Raw genomic sequence first — 16,529 nt, 5'->3', positions numbered from 1 at the left:
ATTAAACCGCTTGCCCCTGATGTGACATGCGAGCTGCTAACGGAAGCCAGCACAATACAATCAACACTCCCATCAGTGTCATTAACATTCCAAGGCTTCCCTGATCGGTTTGCGGCAACATGGCGGAGAGCGAAGCGAGTGCACCAGAGCCAATGTTCTGTAATCCGCCAACCAATGCACCTGCAGTACCGGCCAGGAACGGAAAAGGTTCCATTGCGCCACTGGTTGCCAGTGGGAATAACATCCCGGCCCCAAAAAAGAATAGCGCGGCAGGCGTCAGAAGTGTCCAGATGTTCATGATGCCAAACCAGGCAGGGAGCCACATCAAAAGGCCTGCCAGCAAACAACAGATTGCAGATTGCCACATTAAGGTTGAGAAACGTTTATTTGGGCGTCCGGCAAACCATGCACCGAAAAATGCAGCCGGGATTGGCAGGATAAACAAAATACTCACCGTCATGCTGTTGAGTCCTAATACCGCCCCCATGAGCACGCCGGAGCAAGCTTCAAAGGCAGCAATCCCCGCCAGACCGCCAATCAACATCAACAGATAGCAGTCAAAACCCCCGTTGCCAAAAAGTGTTTTATAGCTGGTGATCAAACTGGTTCGCGGTGCGTCAGCGGGCCGTGTTTCTGGCATCCAGCGGGCCATACTAAAGGTGACGCCGGCACATAAAACCAGCAAAAACAGATAACAGGCACGCCAGTTCCATAGGGTATCGAGCACACCACCAATCAGGGGAGCCAATAATGGACTTACGAGAATCCCCATATTTAACAAGCTATTGGCATGGCGCAGTTGTGTCCGTTCATATAAATCACGCGGTAGCGTGCGCGCCATCACTCCCCCGACGCCGGTTCCCATGCCCTGCATCGCGCTGGCGGCAATCAGCACCGTCAGGCTATGAGTCGTGGCGGCTAGAAGTGTTGCCAGCATAAAAATGGACATTCCGATGAGGATCACCGGGCGGCGACCGACCCGGTCAGAAATGGGGCCATAAAACAGCTGTGAGATACCATAAGTCAGCAGATACGCACCCATCACACTTTGAACTGCACCCTCACGGACATTCAGTTCGCGTGCCATATCGGCAATAGCTGGAATATAAATGGTTTGTGCCATCTGGCCGACAGCTACGAGTAATATCAACATCAATAGCAAATTGACGTTTCTTTGCCTTTTCATTTCGATGATGCTTTTAGAAAAATATTCAGAATAAGTCGCTACGCATTCCCATAAATGCGGGAGAGGAATCTATCACATTGATGAATGTTAGCCAGATATGTGTCAGGAATGGCGAAATACAAAACGGCAGAATATGTAAACAAAAGCGGCAATATATGTTGCCGGAAAGGGCTGTGGGTCGGATAAGATGTATTAACATCGCATCGGACATCAATCGATAAGCCGAATATGAAAGGGGAGCGTTTTCCCGCTCCCCTTTGGTGCGACTTGAATCTGAATTACTTCAGGTATTTCAGAACAGCATCAAGCAGTTGCAGTACTGCAACAATGAGTTTGAGGATAAGAATGGCGATATCCACCAGGCTCATACGCGTCTCCTGTGGTTCAGGAGCACTGCCAGCTGACGTACCTATCCGCTGCCTGTTGTCAGCTGTTGTGCACGCGGTATCTCAAGGAGAAACGTTGTGCTTGTTGACATAACACAGTGTGCTCACGCGGGGTTAAGGCGCTGACGGCACCACCCGTTTCAGCCAGGACTTAGTGCGCCGGGTAACGATGCGGCCCCCGCATAACACATTGCGTACAGTGATATTATAGAAGTTTACTGTATAAATAAACAGTAATATTTGGACAAAACGCAAACTGTGATCGATACTCAACTATGCACTAAATACGTCAAAATTCGTGCCGAAATTGCGCGTTCTGCGCGGAACACGTATACTTTCAGTGTTGACATAATACAGTGTGCTTTGCGGTTACCAGCCGCGGGCGGCTGACGAAACCTCGCTCCGGCGGGGTTTTTTGTTACCTGCAATTCGGTACAAAACGTGATCAACCCCTCAATTTCCCCTTGATGAAAAATTTTCCATTGTCTCCCCTGTAAACCTGTGCTTGTATAAATATTGTTAAACACAAAACCAACAAGGTCCCCAATGACTACTTCCATGCTCAACGCAAAACTACTACCAACTGCGCCATCAGCCGCAGTGGTCGTCGTGCGTGTGGTGGTGGTCGTCGGCAATGCGCCGTAGGGACTGGAACAACACACGATTCCAAAACCCCGCCGGCGCAAACCGGGCGGGGTTTTTCGTTTAAGCACCTCCCGGAAAGTCGGCCCAGAAGAAAAGGACTGGAGCATGGCAAGTTCGGGCACATCATCGACGCGTAAGCGCTTTACCGGCGCAGAATTTATCGTTCATTTCCTGGAACAGCAGGGCATTAAGATTGTGACGGGCATTCCGGGCGGTTCTATCCTGCCTGTTTACGACGCCTTAAGCCAAAGCACGCAAATCCGCCATATTCTGGCTCGCCATGAACAGGGCGCGGGGTTTATCGCTCAGGGAATGGCGCGTACCGACGGCAAACCGGCAGTCTGTATGGCCTGTAGCGGACCGGGTGCGACTAACCTGGTGACCGCCATTGCCGATGCGCGACTGGACTCCATCCCGCTGATTTGCATCACCGGCCAGGTCCCTGCCTCAATGATCGGCACTGACGCCTTCCAGGAAGTGGACACCTACGGCATCTCTATCCCCATCACCAAACACAACTATCTGGTCAGACATATCGAAGAACTCCCGCAGGTCATGAGCGATGCCTTCCGTATTGCGCAATCAGGCCGCCCCGGCCCGGTGTGGATAGACATTCCTAAGGATGTGCAAACGGCAGTTTTTGAGATTGAAGAACAGCCCGGTATGACAGAAAAAGCTGCCGCGCCTGCGTTTAGTGAAGAGAGTATTTGTGACGCAGCTGCAATGATTAACGCCGCCAAACGCCCGGTGCTCTATCTGGGCGGTGGTGTGATTAACGCCCCCACGCGGGTGCGTGAACTGGCGGAGAAAGCGCAGCTGCCTACCACCATGACTTTAATGGCGCTGGGCATATTGCCAAAAGCGCATCCGTTGTCGCTGGGTATGCTGGGGATGCACGGTGTACGTAGCACTAACTATATCTTGCAGGAGGCGGATCTGCTGATTGTTCTCGGCGCACGTTTTGATGACCGGGCGATTGGCAAAACTGAGCAGTTCTGCCCGAATGCCAAAATTATTCATGTCGATATCGACCGTGCAGAGCTGGGCAAAATCAAGCAGCCGCACGTAGCGATTCAGGCGGATGTTGATGACGTGCTGGCGCAGTTGATCCCGCTGGTGGAAGCGCAACCGCGTGCAGAGTGGCACCAATTGGTAGCGGATTTGCAGCGCGAATTCCCGTGTCCAATCCCGAAAGCGTGCGATCCGTTAAGCCATTACGGCCTGATCAACGCCGTTGCCGCCTGTGTCGATGACAACGCGATTATCACCACCGACGTGGGTCAGCATCAGATGTGGACCGCGCAGGCTTATCCGCTCAATCGCCCACGCCAGTGGCTGACCTCCGGCGGGCTGGGCACGATGGGCTTTGGCCTGCCTGCGGCCATTGGTGCGGCGCTGGCGAACCCGGATCGCAAAGTGTTGTGTTTCTCCGGCGACGGCAGCCTGATGATGAATATTCAGGAGATGGCGACCGCCAGTGAAAACCAGCTGGATGTGAAAATCATTCTGATGAACAACGAAGCGCTGGGGCTGGTACATCAGCAACAGAGTCTGTTCTACAAGCAGGGCGTTTTTGCCGCCACCTATCCGGGCAAAATCAACTTTATGCAGATTGCCGCCGGATTCGGCCTCGAAACCTGTGATTTGAATAACGAAGCCGATCCGCAGACGGCATTGCAGGAAATCATCAATCGCCCTGGCCCGGCGCTGATCCATGTGCGTATTGATGCCGAAGAAAAAGTGTACCCGATGGTGCCGCCAGGTGCGGCGAATACTGAAATGGTGGGGGAATAAGCCATGCAAAACACAACTCATGACAACGTGATTCTGGAACTCACCGTTCGTAACCATCCGGGCGTAATGACCCACGTTTGTGGTCTTTTTGCCCGTCGCGCTTTTAACGTTGAAGGCATTCTCTGCCTGCCAATTCAGGACAGCGACAAAAGCCACATCTGGCTACTGGTCAATGACGACCAGCGTCTGGAGCAGATGATCAGTCAAATCGATAAGCTGGAAGATGTAGTGAAAGTGCAGCGTAACCAGTCCGATCCGACGATGTTCAACAAGATTGCGGTGTTTTTTCAGTAACCGCTCAAGGCTTGAACAACATCGCGCTTATCGTTAAGGTAAGCGCGTTTTTTTACCCGCCAGGACAAGACCATGATCACCGTTGCCCTTATAGACGATCACCTTATCGTCCGCTCCGGCTTTGCGCAACTGCTGGGGCTGGAACCTGATTTGCAGGTAGTTGCCGAGTTTGGTTCGGGGCGCGAGGCACTGGCGGGGCTGCCGGGGCGCGGTGTGCAGGTGTGTATTTGCGATATCTCCATGCCCGATATCTCCGGTCTGGAGCTACTAAGCCAGCTGCCGAAAGGTATGGCGACAATTATGCTCTCCGTTCACGACAGTCCGGCGCTGGTTGAGCAGGCGCTTAACGCGGGGGCGCGCGGCTTTCTCTCCAAACGCTGTAGCCCTGATGAGCTGATTGCTGCGGTGCATACGGTTGCCACGGGCGGCTGTTATCTGACGCCGGATATTGCCATTAAACTGGCATCCGGTCGCCAGGATCCGCTGACCAAACGTGAACGCCAGGTGGCGGAAAAACTGGCGCAAGGAATGGCGGTGAAAGAGATTGCTGCCGAACTGGGCTTGTCGCCGAAAACGGTACACGTCCATCGCGCCAACCTGATGGAAAAACTGGGCGTCAGTAACGACGTAGAACTGGCGCGCCGCATGTTTGATGGCTGGTGATGAAGACGTTGTTCTCCCGCTTAATTACCGTTATTGCCTGCTTTTTTATCTTCTCTGCCGCATGGTTTTGCCTGTGGAGTATCAGCCTGCACCTGGTTGAGCGCCCTGATATGGCGGTGCTGTTATTTCCGTTTGGTCTGCGTCTGGGGCTAATGCTGCAATGCCCGCGCGGATACTGGCCGGTGCTGCTGGGCGCGGAGTGGCTGCTGATTTACTGGCTAACGCAGGTGGTCGGGTTAACCCATTTCTCCTTATTGATGATCGGTAGTTTACTGACGTTACTGCCCGTGGCGCTGATCTCACGCTATCGCCATCAACGTGACTGGCGCACTCTGCTGTTACAGGGTGCGGCGCTGACGGCGGCGGCGTTGTTGCAGTCGCTGCCCTGGCTTTGGCATGGCAAAGAGTCGTGGAATGCGCTACTGCTGACTTTAACTGGCGGCCTGACGCTGGCCCCGATATGTCTGGTGTTCTGGCACTATCTCGCCAATAACACCTGGCTGCCGCTCGGCCCGTCACTGGTTTCTCAACCGATCAACTGGCGCGGGCGGCATCTGGTCTGGTACTTGCTGTTGTTTGTTATCAGTCTCTGGCTCCAGTTGGGATTGCCGGACGAATTGTCGCGCTTTACGCCATTCTGTCTGGCGCTGCCGATTATCGCGCTGGCCTGGCACTATGGTTGGCAAGGAGCGCTGATTGCGACGTTGATGAACGCCATCGCGCTGATCGCCAGTCAAACCTGGCGCGATCATCCGGTGGATTTATTGCTCTCGCTGCTGGTGCAAAGTCTGACAGGGTTGTTACTGGGCGCAGGCATCCAGCGGTTGCGTGAACTTAACCAGTCGCTGCAAAAGGAACTGGCGCGCAATCAGCATCTGGCTGAACGTTTGTTAGAAACTGAAGAGAGCGTACGCCGCGACGTGGCGCGTGAGCTGCACGATGATATCGGCCAGACCATCACTGCCATTCGTACTCAGGCGGGCATTGTCCAGCGGCTCGCGGCGGATAACGCCCGCGTGAAACAGAGCGGGCAGCTCATCGAACAGTTATCCCTGGGCGTTTACGACGCGGTGCGCCGCTTGTTAGGGCGGTTACGTCCGCGCCAGTTGGATGATCTCACTCTGGAGCAGGCCATCCGCTCACTGATGCGGGAAATGGAGCTGGAAGGTCGCGGCATTGTCAGTCATCTCGAATGGCGAATCGATGAATCAGCGTTAAGCGAAAACCAGCGCGTGACGCTGTTTCGTGTCTGCCAGGAAGGGTTGAACAACATTGTGAAACATGCCGATGCCAGTGCGGTCACGTTGCAAGGCTGGCAGCAGGACGAACGGTTGATGCTGGTGATTGAAGACGATGGTAGCGGTTTACCGCCGGGTTCCGGGCAACACGGTTTTGGCCTCACCGGAATGCGCGAGCGAGTAACGGCGCTGGGTGGCACCTTGACCATCTCCTGTTTGCACGGCACGCGTGTCAGTGTTTCTCTACCTCAACGTTATGTCTAAGGCTTGATGATGTTGCCGTTTCTGAAAGCGCCTGCCGATGCGCCATTAATGACTGATAAACAAGAAATTGATGCCCGCTATCGCTACTGGCGTCGGCATATTCTGCTGACCATCTGGCTGGGTTACGCACTGTTTTACTTCACGCGTAAAAGTTTTAACGCCGCCGTACCAGAAATTCTTGCCAACGGTGTGCTCAGCCGTAGCGATATCGGCCTGTTAGCGACTCTGTTTTACATTACCTACGGCGTGTCGAAGTTTGTCTCCGGCATTGTCAGCGACCGCTCAAATGCCCGGTATTTTATGGGGATTGGGCTTATCGCTACGGGCATTATCAACATTCTGTTTGGTTTCTCGACGTCGCTGTGGGCGTTTGCCATGCTATGGGGGCTGAACGCCTTTTTCCAGGGCTGGGGTTCACCGGTGTGCGCGCGTCTGTTAACCACCTGGTATTCACGTACTGAGCGCGGGGGTTGGTGGGCATTATGGAACACGGCGCATAACGTCGGCGGCGCACTCATTCCCATTGTGATGGCCGCGAGCGCGCTGCATTACGGCTGGCGTGCCGGGATGATGATTGCCGGTTGTATGGCGATAGTCGTGGGGATTATTCTCTGCTGGCGGCTGCGCGATCGCCCGCAGGCGTTAGGTTTACCAGCGATCGGCGAATGGCGACACGACGCGCTGGAAATCGCTCAACAACAAGAAGGGGCAGGGCTGACACGTAAAGAGATCCTCACCAAATATGTGTTGCTGAATCCGTATATCTGGCTGCTTTCGTTTTGCTATGTGCTGGTCTATGTGGTCCGGGCGGCGATCAACGACTGGGGCAATTTGTATATGTCCGAGACGCTGGGCGTCGATCTGGTCACGGCGAATACGGCAGTGACGATGTTTGAACTGGGCGGATTTATCGGTGCGCTGGTAGCGGGTTGGGGCTCGGACAAACTCTTTAACGGCAACCGTGGGCCGATGAATTTAATTTTCGCCGCCGGGATTTTGCTATCTGTCGGCTCGCTGTGGCTGATGCCATTTGCCAGCTACGTGATGCAGGCAACCTGCTTCTTCACCATTGGTTTTTTTGTCTTTGGCCCGCAGATGTTAATCGGCATGGCGGCAGCAGAGTGTTCCCACAAAGAGGCGGCAGGGGCGGCGACGGGGTTTGTCGGCTTGTTTGCTTATCTGGGGGCGTCGCTTGCTGGTTGGCCGCTGGCGAAAGTGCTCGATACCTGGCACTGGAGCGGATTTTTTGTGGTTATCTCTATCGCCGCCGGGATTTCCGCACTGCTATTACTGCCCTTTTTGAACGCCCAGGCACCGCGCGAAGCGTGATGCATCTCACCTTTTCACTTCATATCCAGCAAAACTAAGAAATTTTCCAGGTTTTGCCTGGACGCTATCTCAGGCCTGATTTGCTACTGATTTTTACAATGCATACCTCACGCAGGTATTCATTTCAGGAGTAACCCATGCTGGCTTTCTTAAACCAGGTTCGCAAGCCGACCCTGGACCTTCCGCTCGAAGTGCGGCGCAAAATGTGGTTCAAACCGTTCATGCAATCCTACCTGGTGGTCTTTATCGGCTACCTGACGATGTACCTGATTCGCAAGAACTTTAACATCGCGCAGAACGACATGATCTCGACCTACGGCTTGAGCATGACGCAGCTGGGGATGATCGGCTTGGGCTTCTCCATCACTTATGGTGTGGGTAAAACACTGGTTTCCTATTACGCCGACGGCAAAAACACCAAACAATTCCTGCCGTTCATGCTGATCTTGTCTGCCATTTGTATGTTGGGCTTCAGTGCCAGTATGGGCAGCGGCTCGGTTAGTCTGTTCCTGATGATTGCCTTCTACGCCTTAAGCGGCTTTTTCCAGAGTACCGGGGGATCGTGCAGTTACTCCACCATCACCAAATGGACGCCGCGTCGTAAGCGCGGGACGTTCCTCGGTTTCTGGAATATTTCTCACAACCTTGGCGGTGCGGGCGCGGCAGGTGTGGCGCTGTTCGGCGCAAATTACCTGTTTGACGGTCATGTCATCGGCATGTTTATCTTCCCGTCCATCATCGCGTTGATTGTCGGTTTTATCGGCCTTCGTTACGGCAGCGACTCCCCGGAATCTTATGGCCTCGGCAAAGCTGAAGAACTGTTCGGCGAAGAGATCAGCGAAGAGGACAAAGAGACAGAATCTACCGATATGACCAAGTGGCAGATCTTTGTTGAGTATGTGCTGAAAAACAAAGTGATCTGGCTGCTGTGCTTCGCCAACATTTTCCTCTATGTGGTGCGTATTGGTATCGACCAGTGGTCAACCGTGTATGCGTTCCAGGAACTGAAACTCTCTAAAGCAGTGGCGATTCAGGGCTTTACGCTATTTGAAGCTGGTGCGCTGGTGGGGACGCTGTTGTGGGGCTGGCTCTCTGACCTGGCGAACGGTCGCCGTGGTCTGGTGGCCTGCATCGCGCTGGCGCTGATTATCGCCACGCTCGGTGTGTATCAACATGCCAGCAACGAATATATCTACCTGGCTTCTCTCTTTGCGTTGGGTTTCCTGGTCTTTGGCCCGCAATTGTTGATTGGTGTGGCTGCTGTTGGTTTTGTACCTAAAAAAGCGATTGGCGCTGCCGATGGTATTAAAGGCACCTTCGCTTACCTGATTGGCGACAGCTTTGCCAAGTTAGGGCTGGGGATGATTGCCGATGGTACGCCGGTATTCGGCCTTACCGGCTGGGCAGGCACCTTCGCCGCGCTGGATATCGCCGCGATTGGTTGTATCTGCCTGATGGCGATAGTGGCGGTGATGGAAGAACGCAAAATCCGCCGCGAGAAAAAAATTCAGCAGTTGACAGTGGCATAAACGTAACTGGTGACTTTCGCCCGGCATGACGCCGGGCTTTTTTTTATTATTCCGTGACTTCCAGCGTGGTGAAGGCAAACTTCTCACCATCAAACAGCCCCTGACTGGTTAGTTTCAGCGCGGGGATCACTGGCAGGGAAAGAAACGCCATCTGAATAAACGGCTCATCCGGTAACGGACCACATTCACGGGCGGCGGCTTTCAATGCGTCAATTTGCTCCGCCAGCGACTGCGCCGTGTCGGTGCTCATTAGCCCGGCAATGGGCAACGGTAGATGACTTTGTACCTGGCCGTTACGTACCACGCACAGCCCGCCGCCATCCTGAATCACCTGATTGACCGCCAGCGCCATCTCTTCGGCACTGCGACCGATCACCACAATATTATGGCTGTCATGGCTGACTGTCGCAGCCAGCGCGCCTTCATTCAGGCCAAAGCCGCCGAGCAAACCACAAGCCGGATCCAGCCGTTGCCCGTAACGCTCAAGTACGGCAATAAAGCACACATCATCGCGATCAAAACCATTTTCGCTGTAGACGCTGGAGCGGGAGTGCGTAATCAATTCGTTATGGATGACGTCAATGACCCGATAGCGTTTTCCGGGCGTGAATTGCAGGGCAAAGTCGCTGGCAGAAACTGGCTGGCGGGCAATGGTATTGCCATACGGCGGAGCGGATTGTGCCAGTCTCGCCGACTCTTCCGCCTGTAAGGTTTGCGCATCAATCGGCTCGCCTTTCACCAGTACCTGTTGCACCGTGACCTTACGCGCATCGCTCAACAGGACGATATCGGCCTGCTTGCCGGGTGCCAGTAAGCCGAGGTGATTCAGACCAAAATGGCGCGCCGTCGACCAGCTGGCGACGCGATATGCCACATGCAGCGGCACATTGTGTTGTTCGATCAGGCGGCGAATTAAGGCATCGATGTGTCCTTCATGGGCGATCTCCCACGGGTTACGGTCATCGGTGCAGAGCATACATTGCGGGCTGTTAAATTCGTTGATCAACGGTGCCAGTGCGTTGAGATTGCGGGCAGCGGACCCTTCGCGGATCATCAACGACATGCCGAGTTGTAACTTCCGGCGACCTTCTTCCAGCAGATAACTTTCGTGGCAGTTTTCAATACCCGCAGCAATATAGGCATTAAGTTCTTTACCGCCCAAACCCGGGCAGTGACCGTCCAGCGTCAGGTGGCGAAATGCGTCCAGTTTATCGAGCAGCGCATTCTGCCCGCTAATTACGCCAGGGTAGTCCATCATTTCTGCAAGGCCGGTAACCTGCGGATGGTCCCGCCAGGCGAGCATCTGTTCAAGGGTAAAACTGGCACCGTTAACATCGCAGCCTTCCAGAGCGGGTACGCAAGAGCTGACCTGTAAGTACTGGTTTTGCCTTGCCTGTTCGGCACAGCGGGCAAACCAGGCGAAACCGGCTTCGCCCATGACGTTGACGATTTCATGAGGGTCGCAAATAACGGTCGTCAGGCCGCGCGGCAGGGTAGCGGTTTCAAAGGTGACCGGCGTCATCATGCTGGATTCAATATGCAGGTGAGCATCAATAAACCCTGGCACCGCTATTGCTCCGTGAGCATCAATTCTTTGTAATGTCGGCGCGTCATTATATTCGGAACCAATGCCCGCGATGTAACGCCCTTTAATGGCAATCGGGCCAGCGATTTCTCCACCGTTAATTAAATCAAGAATTACAACATTCTCAATAAGATAATCAGCAACGGCTTCACCACGTGCAATAGCTAAGATTTCTTGCCGTTGTTGGCGACTGATGTAGTGGATTTTATGGTTAATCGCCTGATCCATATTCTGTCCTTTTGCTGTATTTCACCGTAATTTACCCAAAATAAAGGCCAAACTTATTTGAGAGAATTGCGTTAAATGTCTATTACTCGTTAACTGTCGTAGTGGAGATATATTCAGGATGAAACGGCATGGAGAATTTATCATGATGGGAATCTTGCGAGAAAGTTTATTTCTCCCGCTTTATCATTTCGGTATGTTGTCGTTGTCAGCACTAAAATCCATCTCAGAGTTAGTATCCCCCGCACTTTTCCAGATATCATCAAAAGTGGATACGCAGGAGAACGCATGATCTGGATAATGCTTGCCACCGTCGTGGTGGTGTTTGTGGTTGGTTTTCGGGTTCTGACGTCAGGCACCCGACGGGCGATTCGCCGTTTAAGCGAACGACTTAATATTGATGTTGTACCTGTAGAATCGATGATCGATCAGATGGGTAAAATGCCTGGTGAAGAGTTTTTGTATTATTTGCATCGCCCGGATGAATCTCATCTGCAAAATGCTGCTCAGGTGTTACTTATCTGGCAAATTGTGATTGTCGATGGTAGTGAGCAGAACTTGTTACGTTGGTATCGGTTGTTGCAAAAAGCGCGTCTTGCTGCGCCAATCACTGATGCCCAGGTCCGTCTGGCGCTGGGTTTTCTCCGTGAGTTAGAGCCAGATATGCAGGAGATTAATGCCTTCCAAATGCGCTATAACGCCCTCTTCCAGCCAGAAGAAGGCGTGTTTTGGTTGCATTAACTCAATGTGAGTGGCCTGTCAGAACCAGGCTTCCCACATCGCACCAAGGTTAAAGTCGTCAAGCGTTTCCTCTTTTGTACCGTTGACGCGTGCAGTCCGGTCATTATCAACTTGCCCGCCCGTCATGTAGAAACGTAGCATTGGGCGGAATTCCGGGCCCATCGCAATAGAAATGTTCTGTGACAGCGTCAGCTTCCAGCCGGAATTATCTCCGCCTTTATCATAATCAACCCGTTGATAACCCGCCTCAAGCCAGGTGGAGTGAACGTCATTCCAGAAATACATAGGACGGACAATCACGCCATAGTTTTTGCGGTTATCACTCTTAATAGAACTGTTGTCGTAATCATGGAAGGCCAGTAAATACTCGATTTGCGCCTGCTGAGTAAATTTATGACTACCTTCAAAACTGGCGTAAATTGTCGTGAGATCGTCAGTTTTATTGTAAACACTGTTATCGGAATTATCAGAGTAGCGGGCAATGACTTTATTCACTCCGCTGTCATTGCTATGGCTTACAACAAATGCCCCCTGCCAGGCTTTCAGTTTGTCTTCACCTTCGACTGCTTTTGAGTCGAATCCGTAGTTAGCGTACAACTCAAGATCCAGTGGCCCCAGTTTCATACCATGAATTTTGGACGTTACCGCATAATTGCCTCTGTCGCCCGTTCCTGACCCACCAGTACAGGTAATGCGTGACGGATTGGTCTCATCCTCCATCACTTCAGGATTACAGGATTCAACCGCTGCGACAGTAGCAAGGTCAAACTTGATGCCACCAATGTCGAAATTTTTCACCCCGGCACCCTGACCATCGTGAGTCATCCAGAAGTAGTCGTTAATGCCCTGTTGCGGGCGCTGGTGGAAGTCGCGCCCAGCCCAGATATAGGCGTCAGGATTGGAGGCCAAAACATTGGTGACACCAGCGTAGGCTTTTTTCAGGTTAACTTCGTCGCCCCAGTGATCAATCATGACATTGACATCCCAGATTGCGCCGTTATCGCTCTTGAAGGCTTTTGATAACTGAAACTCTCCGCCGTTACCTTCGTTCCCCAGGCGACCAATTGCAGATGCACCATTATAGGAGCCGTCTACAGCAACATATTTTTGATCGCCGCTTTGAAAATGAGCCCCATAACGGGCATAACCACTAAATTTCACGCCAAAGGGAATTGCCATATCCGGAGACTGCGCAGCACTTTCCGGTTCGTTAATCACATCCACTTTTTTTGCTGCCGCGGCATCCATTTTTTCTTGCCTTTCGGCTAATGCTTTATCGACGGCTTTTGCCACAATGGCGTCTATTTGTTCCTGAGTAAATTCCTGAGCCTGGGCAGATATTGAGTACAAAGCGGCAATAACCGCCAGGGTAACTGGAAGTGTTTTTATCTTTTTCATGATTATCTCACGCACACGTTATAATTCATTATGCGGTGGGCATAATAAATATAAGGTGTGTATTAATTTGTTTTATGATAATAAGCAGCCTGTTTCGGTTTGTTTTTAACTACCGAAACAGGGTGGTTTATCTATTTTATTTTCGGGTAAAACAGAGGTTTTATTTTATCAAATGGATGCTCCTCACTAAGCATTAATCAATTATCTTTGATAAAGATGAATTATTTCTTCTGCTAATTCTCGTGCCAGCATTGATGTCATTAAATGATCTTGTGCATGTACCATAATTAATGTCATTGGCTGTCGGGCCTCACCAGCATCCTGTTCGATCAATTTGGTTTGCATATGGTGAGCCTGACGCGAATAACCGTCAGCTTCACGTAGCAGCTGTTTGGCTTCATCAAAGTTCCCGGCACGTGCCGCGTGTAACGCTTCAAAACAGAGGCTGCGTGACTGGCCGGCATTGACGATTATTTCCATAACTGCATCTTCTAGTTCGATCATTTTTGTTTCTCGCAATCAAAACCGTTATTTTCTGCAACTGTCGCAAACCACTCACCACTTTTTTTAATCGTACGTGTTTGCGTTTCCAGATCAAGCTGAACAAATCCATAGCGATTTTTATAAGCATTAAGCCATGACCAGTTATCGATAAACGTCCACATATGATAGCCAAGGCAATTACACCCTTCGCTAATTCCTTTATGCAGCCATTTTAAATGTTCAGCGACAAATTCAATACGATAGCTATCGTTGACTTGCCCTTCCTGAATAAAACGTTGCTCGTTTTCTACACCCATCCCATTTTCAGAAATAAAACAACGAGGATTACCATAATTATCGCGAAGATTGGAGATGATATCGTAAATACCGGGTTCATAAATTTCCCATCCACGATAAGGATTCATTTTTCGCCCAGGCATCTCGTAATAGTCAAATAACCACTCCGGCATAAAGGGGGCATTGGGGTTTACGGCGCTATCCCGGCATTTAACGCGTCGGGGTTGATAATAATTTATCCCCAGCAGGTCGATTTTTCCGTCGGCGATTAGCTGACTATCGTCAGGCTGGCATTGCGGCAACTGATCGTACTCTTTCAGTAATGCTACAAGGTCTGCCGGGTATTCCCCTTTTAGCACCGGATCGAGGAAGCTGCGGTTAAACAGAAGGTCAGCGCAGTGTGCGGCTTTAACATCAGCCGGATTTTGCGAGCGTGGATAAGAAGGCGTCAGGTTGAGCACCACGCCAATTTCACCTTCGAAATTACCGCGGCGGAATGCCCGAACTGCCGTGGCGTGCGCAAGAACTGTATGGTAAGCCACTGTCGCAGCACGTTTAAAATCAACAACGTTCGGATAGTGGAAGTCATATAAATAACCGCCCTCTACCGGCACAATCGGTTCGTTAAAGGTAAACCAGTGCTTCACTCTGTTACCGAACAGTTCAAAACAGGTACGGGCATATTCACCAAAAGCTTCTACGACTTCACGACTCTCCCAGCCACCTTTTTCCTGCATCACCATCGGCATATCAAAGTGGAACAAGGTGATAAACGGTGTGATGCCCTGCGCCAGCAGCTCGTCGATGACATTGTTATAGAACGCCACCGCTTCAGGATTTACGTCACCAGTACCGTCTGGTATCAGGCGAGACCAGCTTAACGAGGTGCGAAAACTGTTATGTTTTAACTGTTTCAGCAGGGCAATATCTTGTTGCCAGTGTTGATAAAAGGTTGATGTGTTCGCCGGGCCAACACCTTGATGGAAGCGGCCGGGCTGGCGCTCGAACCATACATCCCAGGTGGTTTGGCTTTTGCCGCCGTTCAGACTATCCCCTTCGGTTTGCAGCGCAGAGCAAGCACTACCCCACCAGAAGTTGTCGGGAAAACGGTATCTCATTGTTCTTACTCCTTGATTCATTATGAGTTGCTACGGGCTGCATTGGCCACGGAGACGGGATCCTGCGCTTTTTGTTCTTCGCTTTTCAGCAAAGAGCGTTCATAGGCGCGCAAGAATGGGAGGTACATCAGCGCCGACATCACCATACAGATAATGCACATCACTACCGGGCTAAGTGCCCAGTTGGCAGCCCAGGAGGCGCCAATTGGAGCAGGTGTAGTCCATGGCGTTAATGAGACAACCTGCGCCAGCCAGCCTAGTCTGGTCGCGGTATAGGCCAGGATGGCGTTAATAATTGGCACGAAAACGAACGGGATAAACAACATCGGATTCATGATGATCGGCGCACCGAACAGAATAGGCTCATTGATGTTGAAAAAACTGGGGACAACGCCCATTTTTCCGATGGTACGCAAGTGAGCAACGCGGCTGCGTAACAGCAAGAACGCCAGCGGTAACGTCGAGCCGACACCGCCAATCAACAGGTAGTGATCCCAAAACCCTTGCAGATAAACGTGAGGAAGCGCTGCGCCAGCGGCAAGAGCTGCCTGATTTGCCGACAGGTTTGCCATCCAGAAGGGATTCATGATGCCTGTTACAATCAGTGAACCATGAATACCTGCGAACCAGAAAATCTGACACATCAGAACAGACAGCAGAATTGCAGGCAGAGAATCAGAGGCAGAGACCAGTGGCGCTAAAAGATGCATGATCGCCTCAGGAATAATCATTCCAGTCTGGGCTTCAATAAACAGATTCAGTGGGTGTAGCGTAGCAATGACCACCAGAACCGGGATAAGGATCTCAAAGGAACGCGCAACCCCAGTAGGGACTTCTTTGGGTAAGCGGATTGTCACGTTGTGTTGTTTTAACCAGGCGTACACACGAGTGGCATAAATGGCGGTAATCAGCGAAGTGAAAATACCTTGCCCGGAAAGATATTGAGTCGATATTTTGCCGTCAGCGTAAGGCGCTGCGACCAGTAAAAATGCCATAAATGCCAGCAAGCCAGACATAATCGGATCGAGATTAAACTGTCGCCCAAGACTGGCACCGATCCCTACTGAGATGAAGAAAGTCATCACTCCCATGCTGAGGTTAAATGGCAACATTAGCTGTTCACGGTAGGTGGCGGAAAAATCCAGCCAGCCTCGGGCAAAACTGTTGGTTGTTTCAGCCGAAAACGGTGGGAAAATAAACACCAGCATAAACGAACCGATGATCATAAACGGTAGAGCGGCAGTAAAACCGTCGCGGATGGCAATCACATATTTTTGCTGCCCCAGCTTCCCGGCAAGCGGTGTGATGGATTGTTCAATAACGGCAACCATTGATTGATATAACGAACTCATAA

Annotated in this window: 15 protein-coding genes; 8 read left to right on the top strand and 7 right to left on the bottom strand. The window is 51.7% G+C overall.

Going from position 1 to position 16,529, the window contains the following annotated elements; genetic code table 11:
- Position 1: 1 nt before the first annotated feature.
- Together emrD and tisB are read right to left on the bottom strand one after the other, a co-directional pair.
- A complete protein-coding gene (emrD, locus tag EFER_RS19845; protein WP_000828733.1) occupies positions 2–1,186 on the bottom strand; it encodes a multidrug efflux MFS transporter EmrD in 1,185 nt (394 codons plus the stop codon).
- A gap of 278 nt (positions 1,187–1,464) precedes the next feature.
- Complete coding sequence (tisB, locus tag EFER_RS19840) at positions 1,465–1,554, bottom strand: type I toxin-antitoxin system toxin TisB (RefSeq protein WP_000060508.1); 90 nt, start codon at positions 1,552–1,554, stop codon at positions 1,465–1,467.
- A gap of 564 nt (positions 1,555–2,118) precedes the next feature.
- Here tisB and ivbL point away from each other — a divergent pair.
- The 7 genes from ivbL (at position 2,119) to uhpT (ending at position 9,328) form a co-directional block, all read left to right on the top strand.
- Positions 2,119–2,217, top strand: a complete 99-nt coding sequence (gene ivbL / locus EFER_RS22545) for an ilvB operon leader peptide IvbL (RefSeq protein WP_001300753.1) — start codon at positions 2,119–2,121, stop codon at positions 2,215–2,217.
- Between the two features lie 105 nt (positions 2,218–2,322).
- Positions 2,323–4,011, top strand: coding sequence for an acetolactate synthase large subunit (gene ilvB, locus EFER_RS19825; RefSeq protein WP_000168424.1), 1,689 nt, complete (start codon positions 2,323–2,325; stop codon positions 4,009–4,011).
- A gap of 3 nt (positions 4,012–4,014) precedes the next feature.
- Positions 4,015–4,305, top strand: a complete 291-nt coding sequence (ilvN, locus tag EFER_RS19820; protein ID WP_001181706.1) for an acetolactate synthase small subunit — start codon at positions 4,015–4,017, stop codon at positions 4,303–4,305.
- 72 nt (positions 4,306–4,377) lie between these two features.
- Complete coding sequence (uhpA, locus tag EFER_RS19815; RefSeq protein WP_000633668.1) at positions 4,378–4,968, top strand: transcriptional regulator UhpA; 591 nt, start codon at positions 4,378–4,380, stop codon at positions 4,966–4,968.
- A complete protein-coding gene (uhpB, locus tag EFER_RS19810) occupies positions 4,968–6,470 on the top strand; it encodes a signal transduction histidine-protein kinase/phosphatase UhpB (protein WP_015953893.1) in 1,503 nt (500 codons plus the stop codon). The genes uhpA and uhpB overlap by 1 nt, the downstream gene beginning before the upstream one ends.
- Before the next feature lie 9 nt (positions 6,471–6,479).
- Positions 6,480–7,799 (top strand): MFS transporter family glucose-6-phosphate receptor UhpC, encoded by a 1,320-nt coding sequence (gene uhpC / locus EFER_RS19805; protein WP_015953892.1) that lies wholly within the window; start codon positions 6,480–6,482, stop codon positions 7,797–7,799.
- 137 nt (positions 7,800–7,936) lie between these two features.
- Positions 7,937–9,328 carry a hexose-6-phosphate:phosphate antiporter gene (gene uhpT, locus EFER_RS19800; protein ID WP_000879194.1) on the top strand — a complete coding sequence of 464 codons (1,392 nt, stop codon included), beginning with the start codon at positions 7,937–7,939 and terminating at the stop codon, positions 9,326–9,328.
- A gap of 46 nt (positions 9,329–9,374) precedes the next feature.
- On the opposite strand, the gene adeD is transcribed toward uhpT, so the two are convergent.
- Positions 9,375–11,141 carry an adenine deaminase gene (gene adeD, locus EFER_RS19795; protein ID WP_000371693.1) on the bottom strand — a complete coding sequence of 589 codons (1,767 nt, stop codon included), beginning with the start codon at positions 11,139–11,141 and terminating at the stop codon, positions 9,375–9,377.
- Positions 11,142–11,426: 285 nt separating this feature from the next.
- Between adeD and EFER_RS19790 the strand changes: the two genes are divergently transcribed.
- Positions 11,427–11,879 (top strand): DUF1198 family protein, encoded by a 453-nt coding sequence (locus EFER_RS19790; protein WP_000637828.1) that lies wholly within the window; start codon positions 11,427–11,429, stop codon positions 11,877–11,879.
- An 18-nt stretch (positions 11,880–11,897) separates the two neighbouring features.
- Here the strand turns inward: EFER_RS19790 and EFER_RS19785 are convergent, their stop codons facing one another.
- From EFER_RS19785 to EFER_RS19770, 4 genes are all read right to left on the bottom strand, one after another.
- Complete coding sequence (locus tag EFER_RS19785) at positions 11,898–13,277, bottom strand: carbohydrate porin (RefSeq protein WP_000721510.1); 1,380 nt, start codon at positions 13,275–13,277, stop codon at positions 11,898–11,900.
- A gap of 201 nt (positions 13,278–13,478) precedes the next feature.
- Positions 13,479–13,781: a PTS lactose/cellobiose transporter subunit IIA gene (locus EFER_RS19780; RefSeq protein WP_000570991.1), complete on the bottom strand. Its 303-nt coding sequence runs from the start codon at positions 13,779–13,781 to the stop codon at positions 13,479–13,481.
- Positions 13,778–15,175 (bottom strand): glycoside hydrolase family 1 protein, encoded by a 1,398-nt coding sequence (locus EFER_RS19775; protein WP_001270490.1) that lies wholly within the window; start codon positions 15,173–15,175, stop codon positions 13,778–13,780. The genes EFER_RS19780 and EFER_RS19775 overlap by 4 nt, the downstream gene beginning before the upstream one ends.
- A gap of 20 nt (positions 15,176–15,195) precedes the next feature.
- Complete coding sequence (locus EFER_RS19770; RefSeq protein WP_000097183.1) at positions 15,196–16,527, bottom strand: PTS cellobiose transporter subunit IIC; 1,332 nt, start codon at positions 16,525–16,527, stop codon at positions 15,196–15,198.
- Positions 16,528–16,529: the final 2 nt, after the last annotated feature.

The organism is Escherichia fergusonii ATCC 35469 (genome assembly GCF_000026225.1).
In the GTDB taxonomy this organism is placed as follows: Bacteria; Pseudomonadota; Gammaproteobacteria; order Enterobacterales; family Enterobacteriaceae; genus Escherichia; species Escherichia fergusonii.
Note: the sequence above shows the minus strand (reverse complement) of the source record. Positions and strands in the feature narration are given on the sequence as shown.

Coding starts and splice junctions, on each gene's coding strand:
- EFER_RS19780 (WP_000570991.1), bottom strand. CDS start 13,781: ATGATCGAACTAGAAGATGCAGTTATGGAAATAATCGTCAATGCCGGC.
- uhpC (WP_015953892.1), top strand. CDS start 6,480: ATGTTGCCGTTTCTGAAAGCGCCTGCCGATGCGCCATTAATGACTGAT.
- uhpA (WP_000633668.1), top strand. CDS start 4,378: ATGATCACCGTTGCCCTTATAGACGATCACCTTATCGTCCGCTCCGGC.
- EFER_RS19775 (WP_001270490.1), bottom strand. CDS start 15,175: ATGAGATACCGTTTTCCCGACAACTTCTGGTGGGGTAGTGCTTGCTCT.
- ivbL (WP_001300753.1), top strand. CDS start 2,119: ATGACTACTTCCATGCTCAACGCAAAACTACTACCAACTGCGCCATCA.
- uhpT (WP_000879194.1), top strand. CDS start 7,937: ATGCTGGCTTTCTTAAACCAGGTTCGCAAGCCGACCCTGGACCTTCCG.
- emrD (WP_000828733.1), bottom strand. CDS start 1,186: ATGAAAAGGCAAAGAAACGTCAATTTGCTATTGATGTTGATATTACTC.
- EFER_RS19785 (WP_000721510.1), bottom strand. CDS start 13,277: ATGAAAAAGATAAAAACACTTCCAGTTACCCTGGCGGTTATTGCCGCT.
- EFER_RS19770 (WP_000097183.1), bottom strand. CDS start 16,527: ATGAGTTCGTTATATCAATCAATGGTTGCCGTTATTGAACAATCCATC.
- EFER_RS19790 (WP_000637828.1), top strand. CDS start 11,427: ATGATCTGGATAATGCTTGCCACCGTCGTGGTGGTGTTTGTGGTTGGT.
- tisB (WP_000060508.1), bottom strand. CDS start 1,554: ATGAGCCTGGTGGATATCGCCATTCTTATCCTCAAACTCATTGTTGCA.
- ilvB (WP_000168424.1), top strand. CDS start 2,323: ATGGCAAGTTCGGGCACATCATCGACGCGTAAGCGCTTTACCGGCGCA.
- ilvN (WP_001181706.1), top strand. CDS start 4,015: ATGCAAAACACAACTCATGACAACGTGATTCTGGAACTCACCGTTCGT.
- adeD (WP_000371693.1), bottom strand. CDS start 11,141: ATGGATCAGGCGATTAACCATAAAATCCACTACATCAGTCGCCAACAA.
- uhpB (WP_015953893.1), top strand. CDS start 4,968: ATGAAGACGTTGTTCTCCCGCTTAATTACCGTTATTGCCTGCTTTTTT.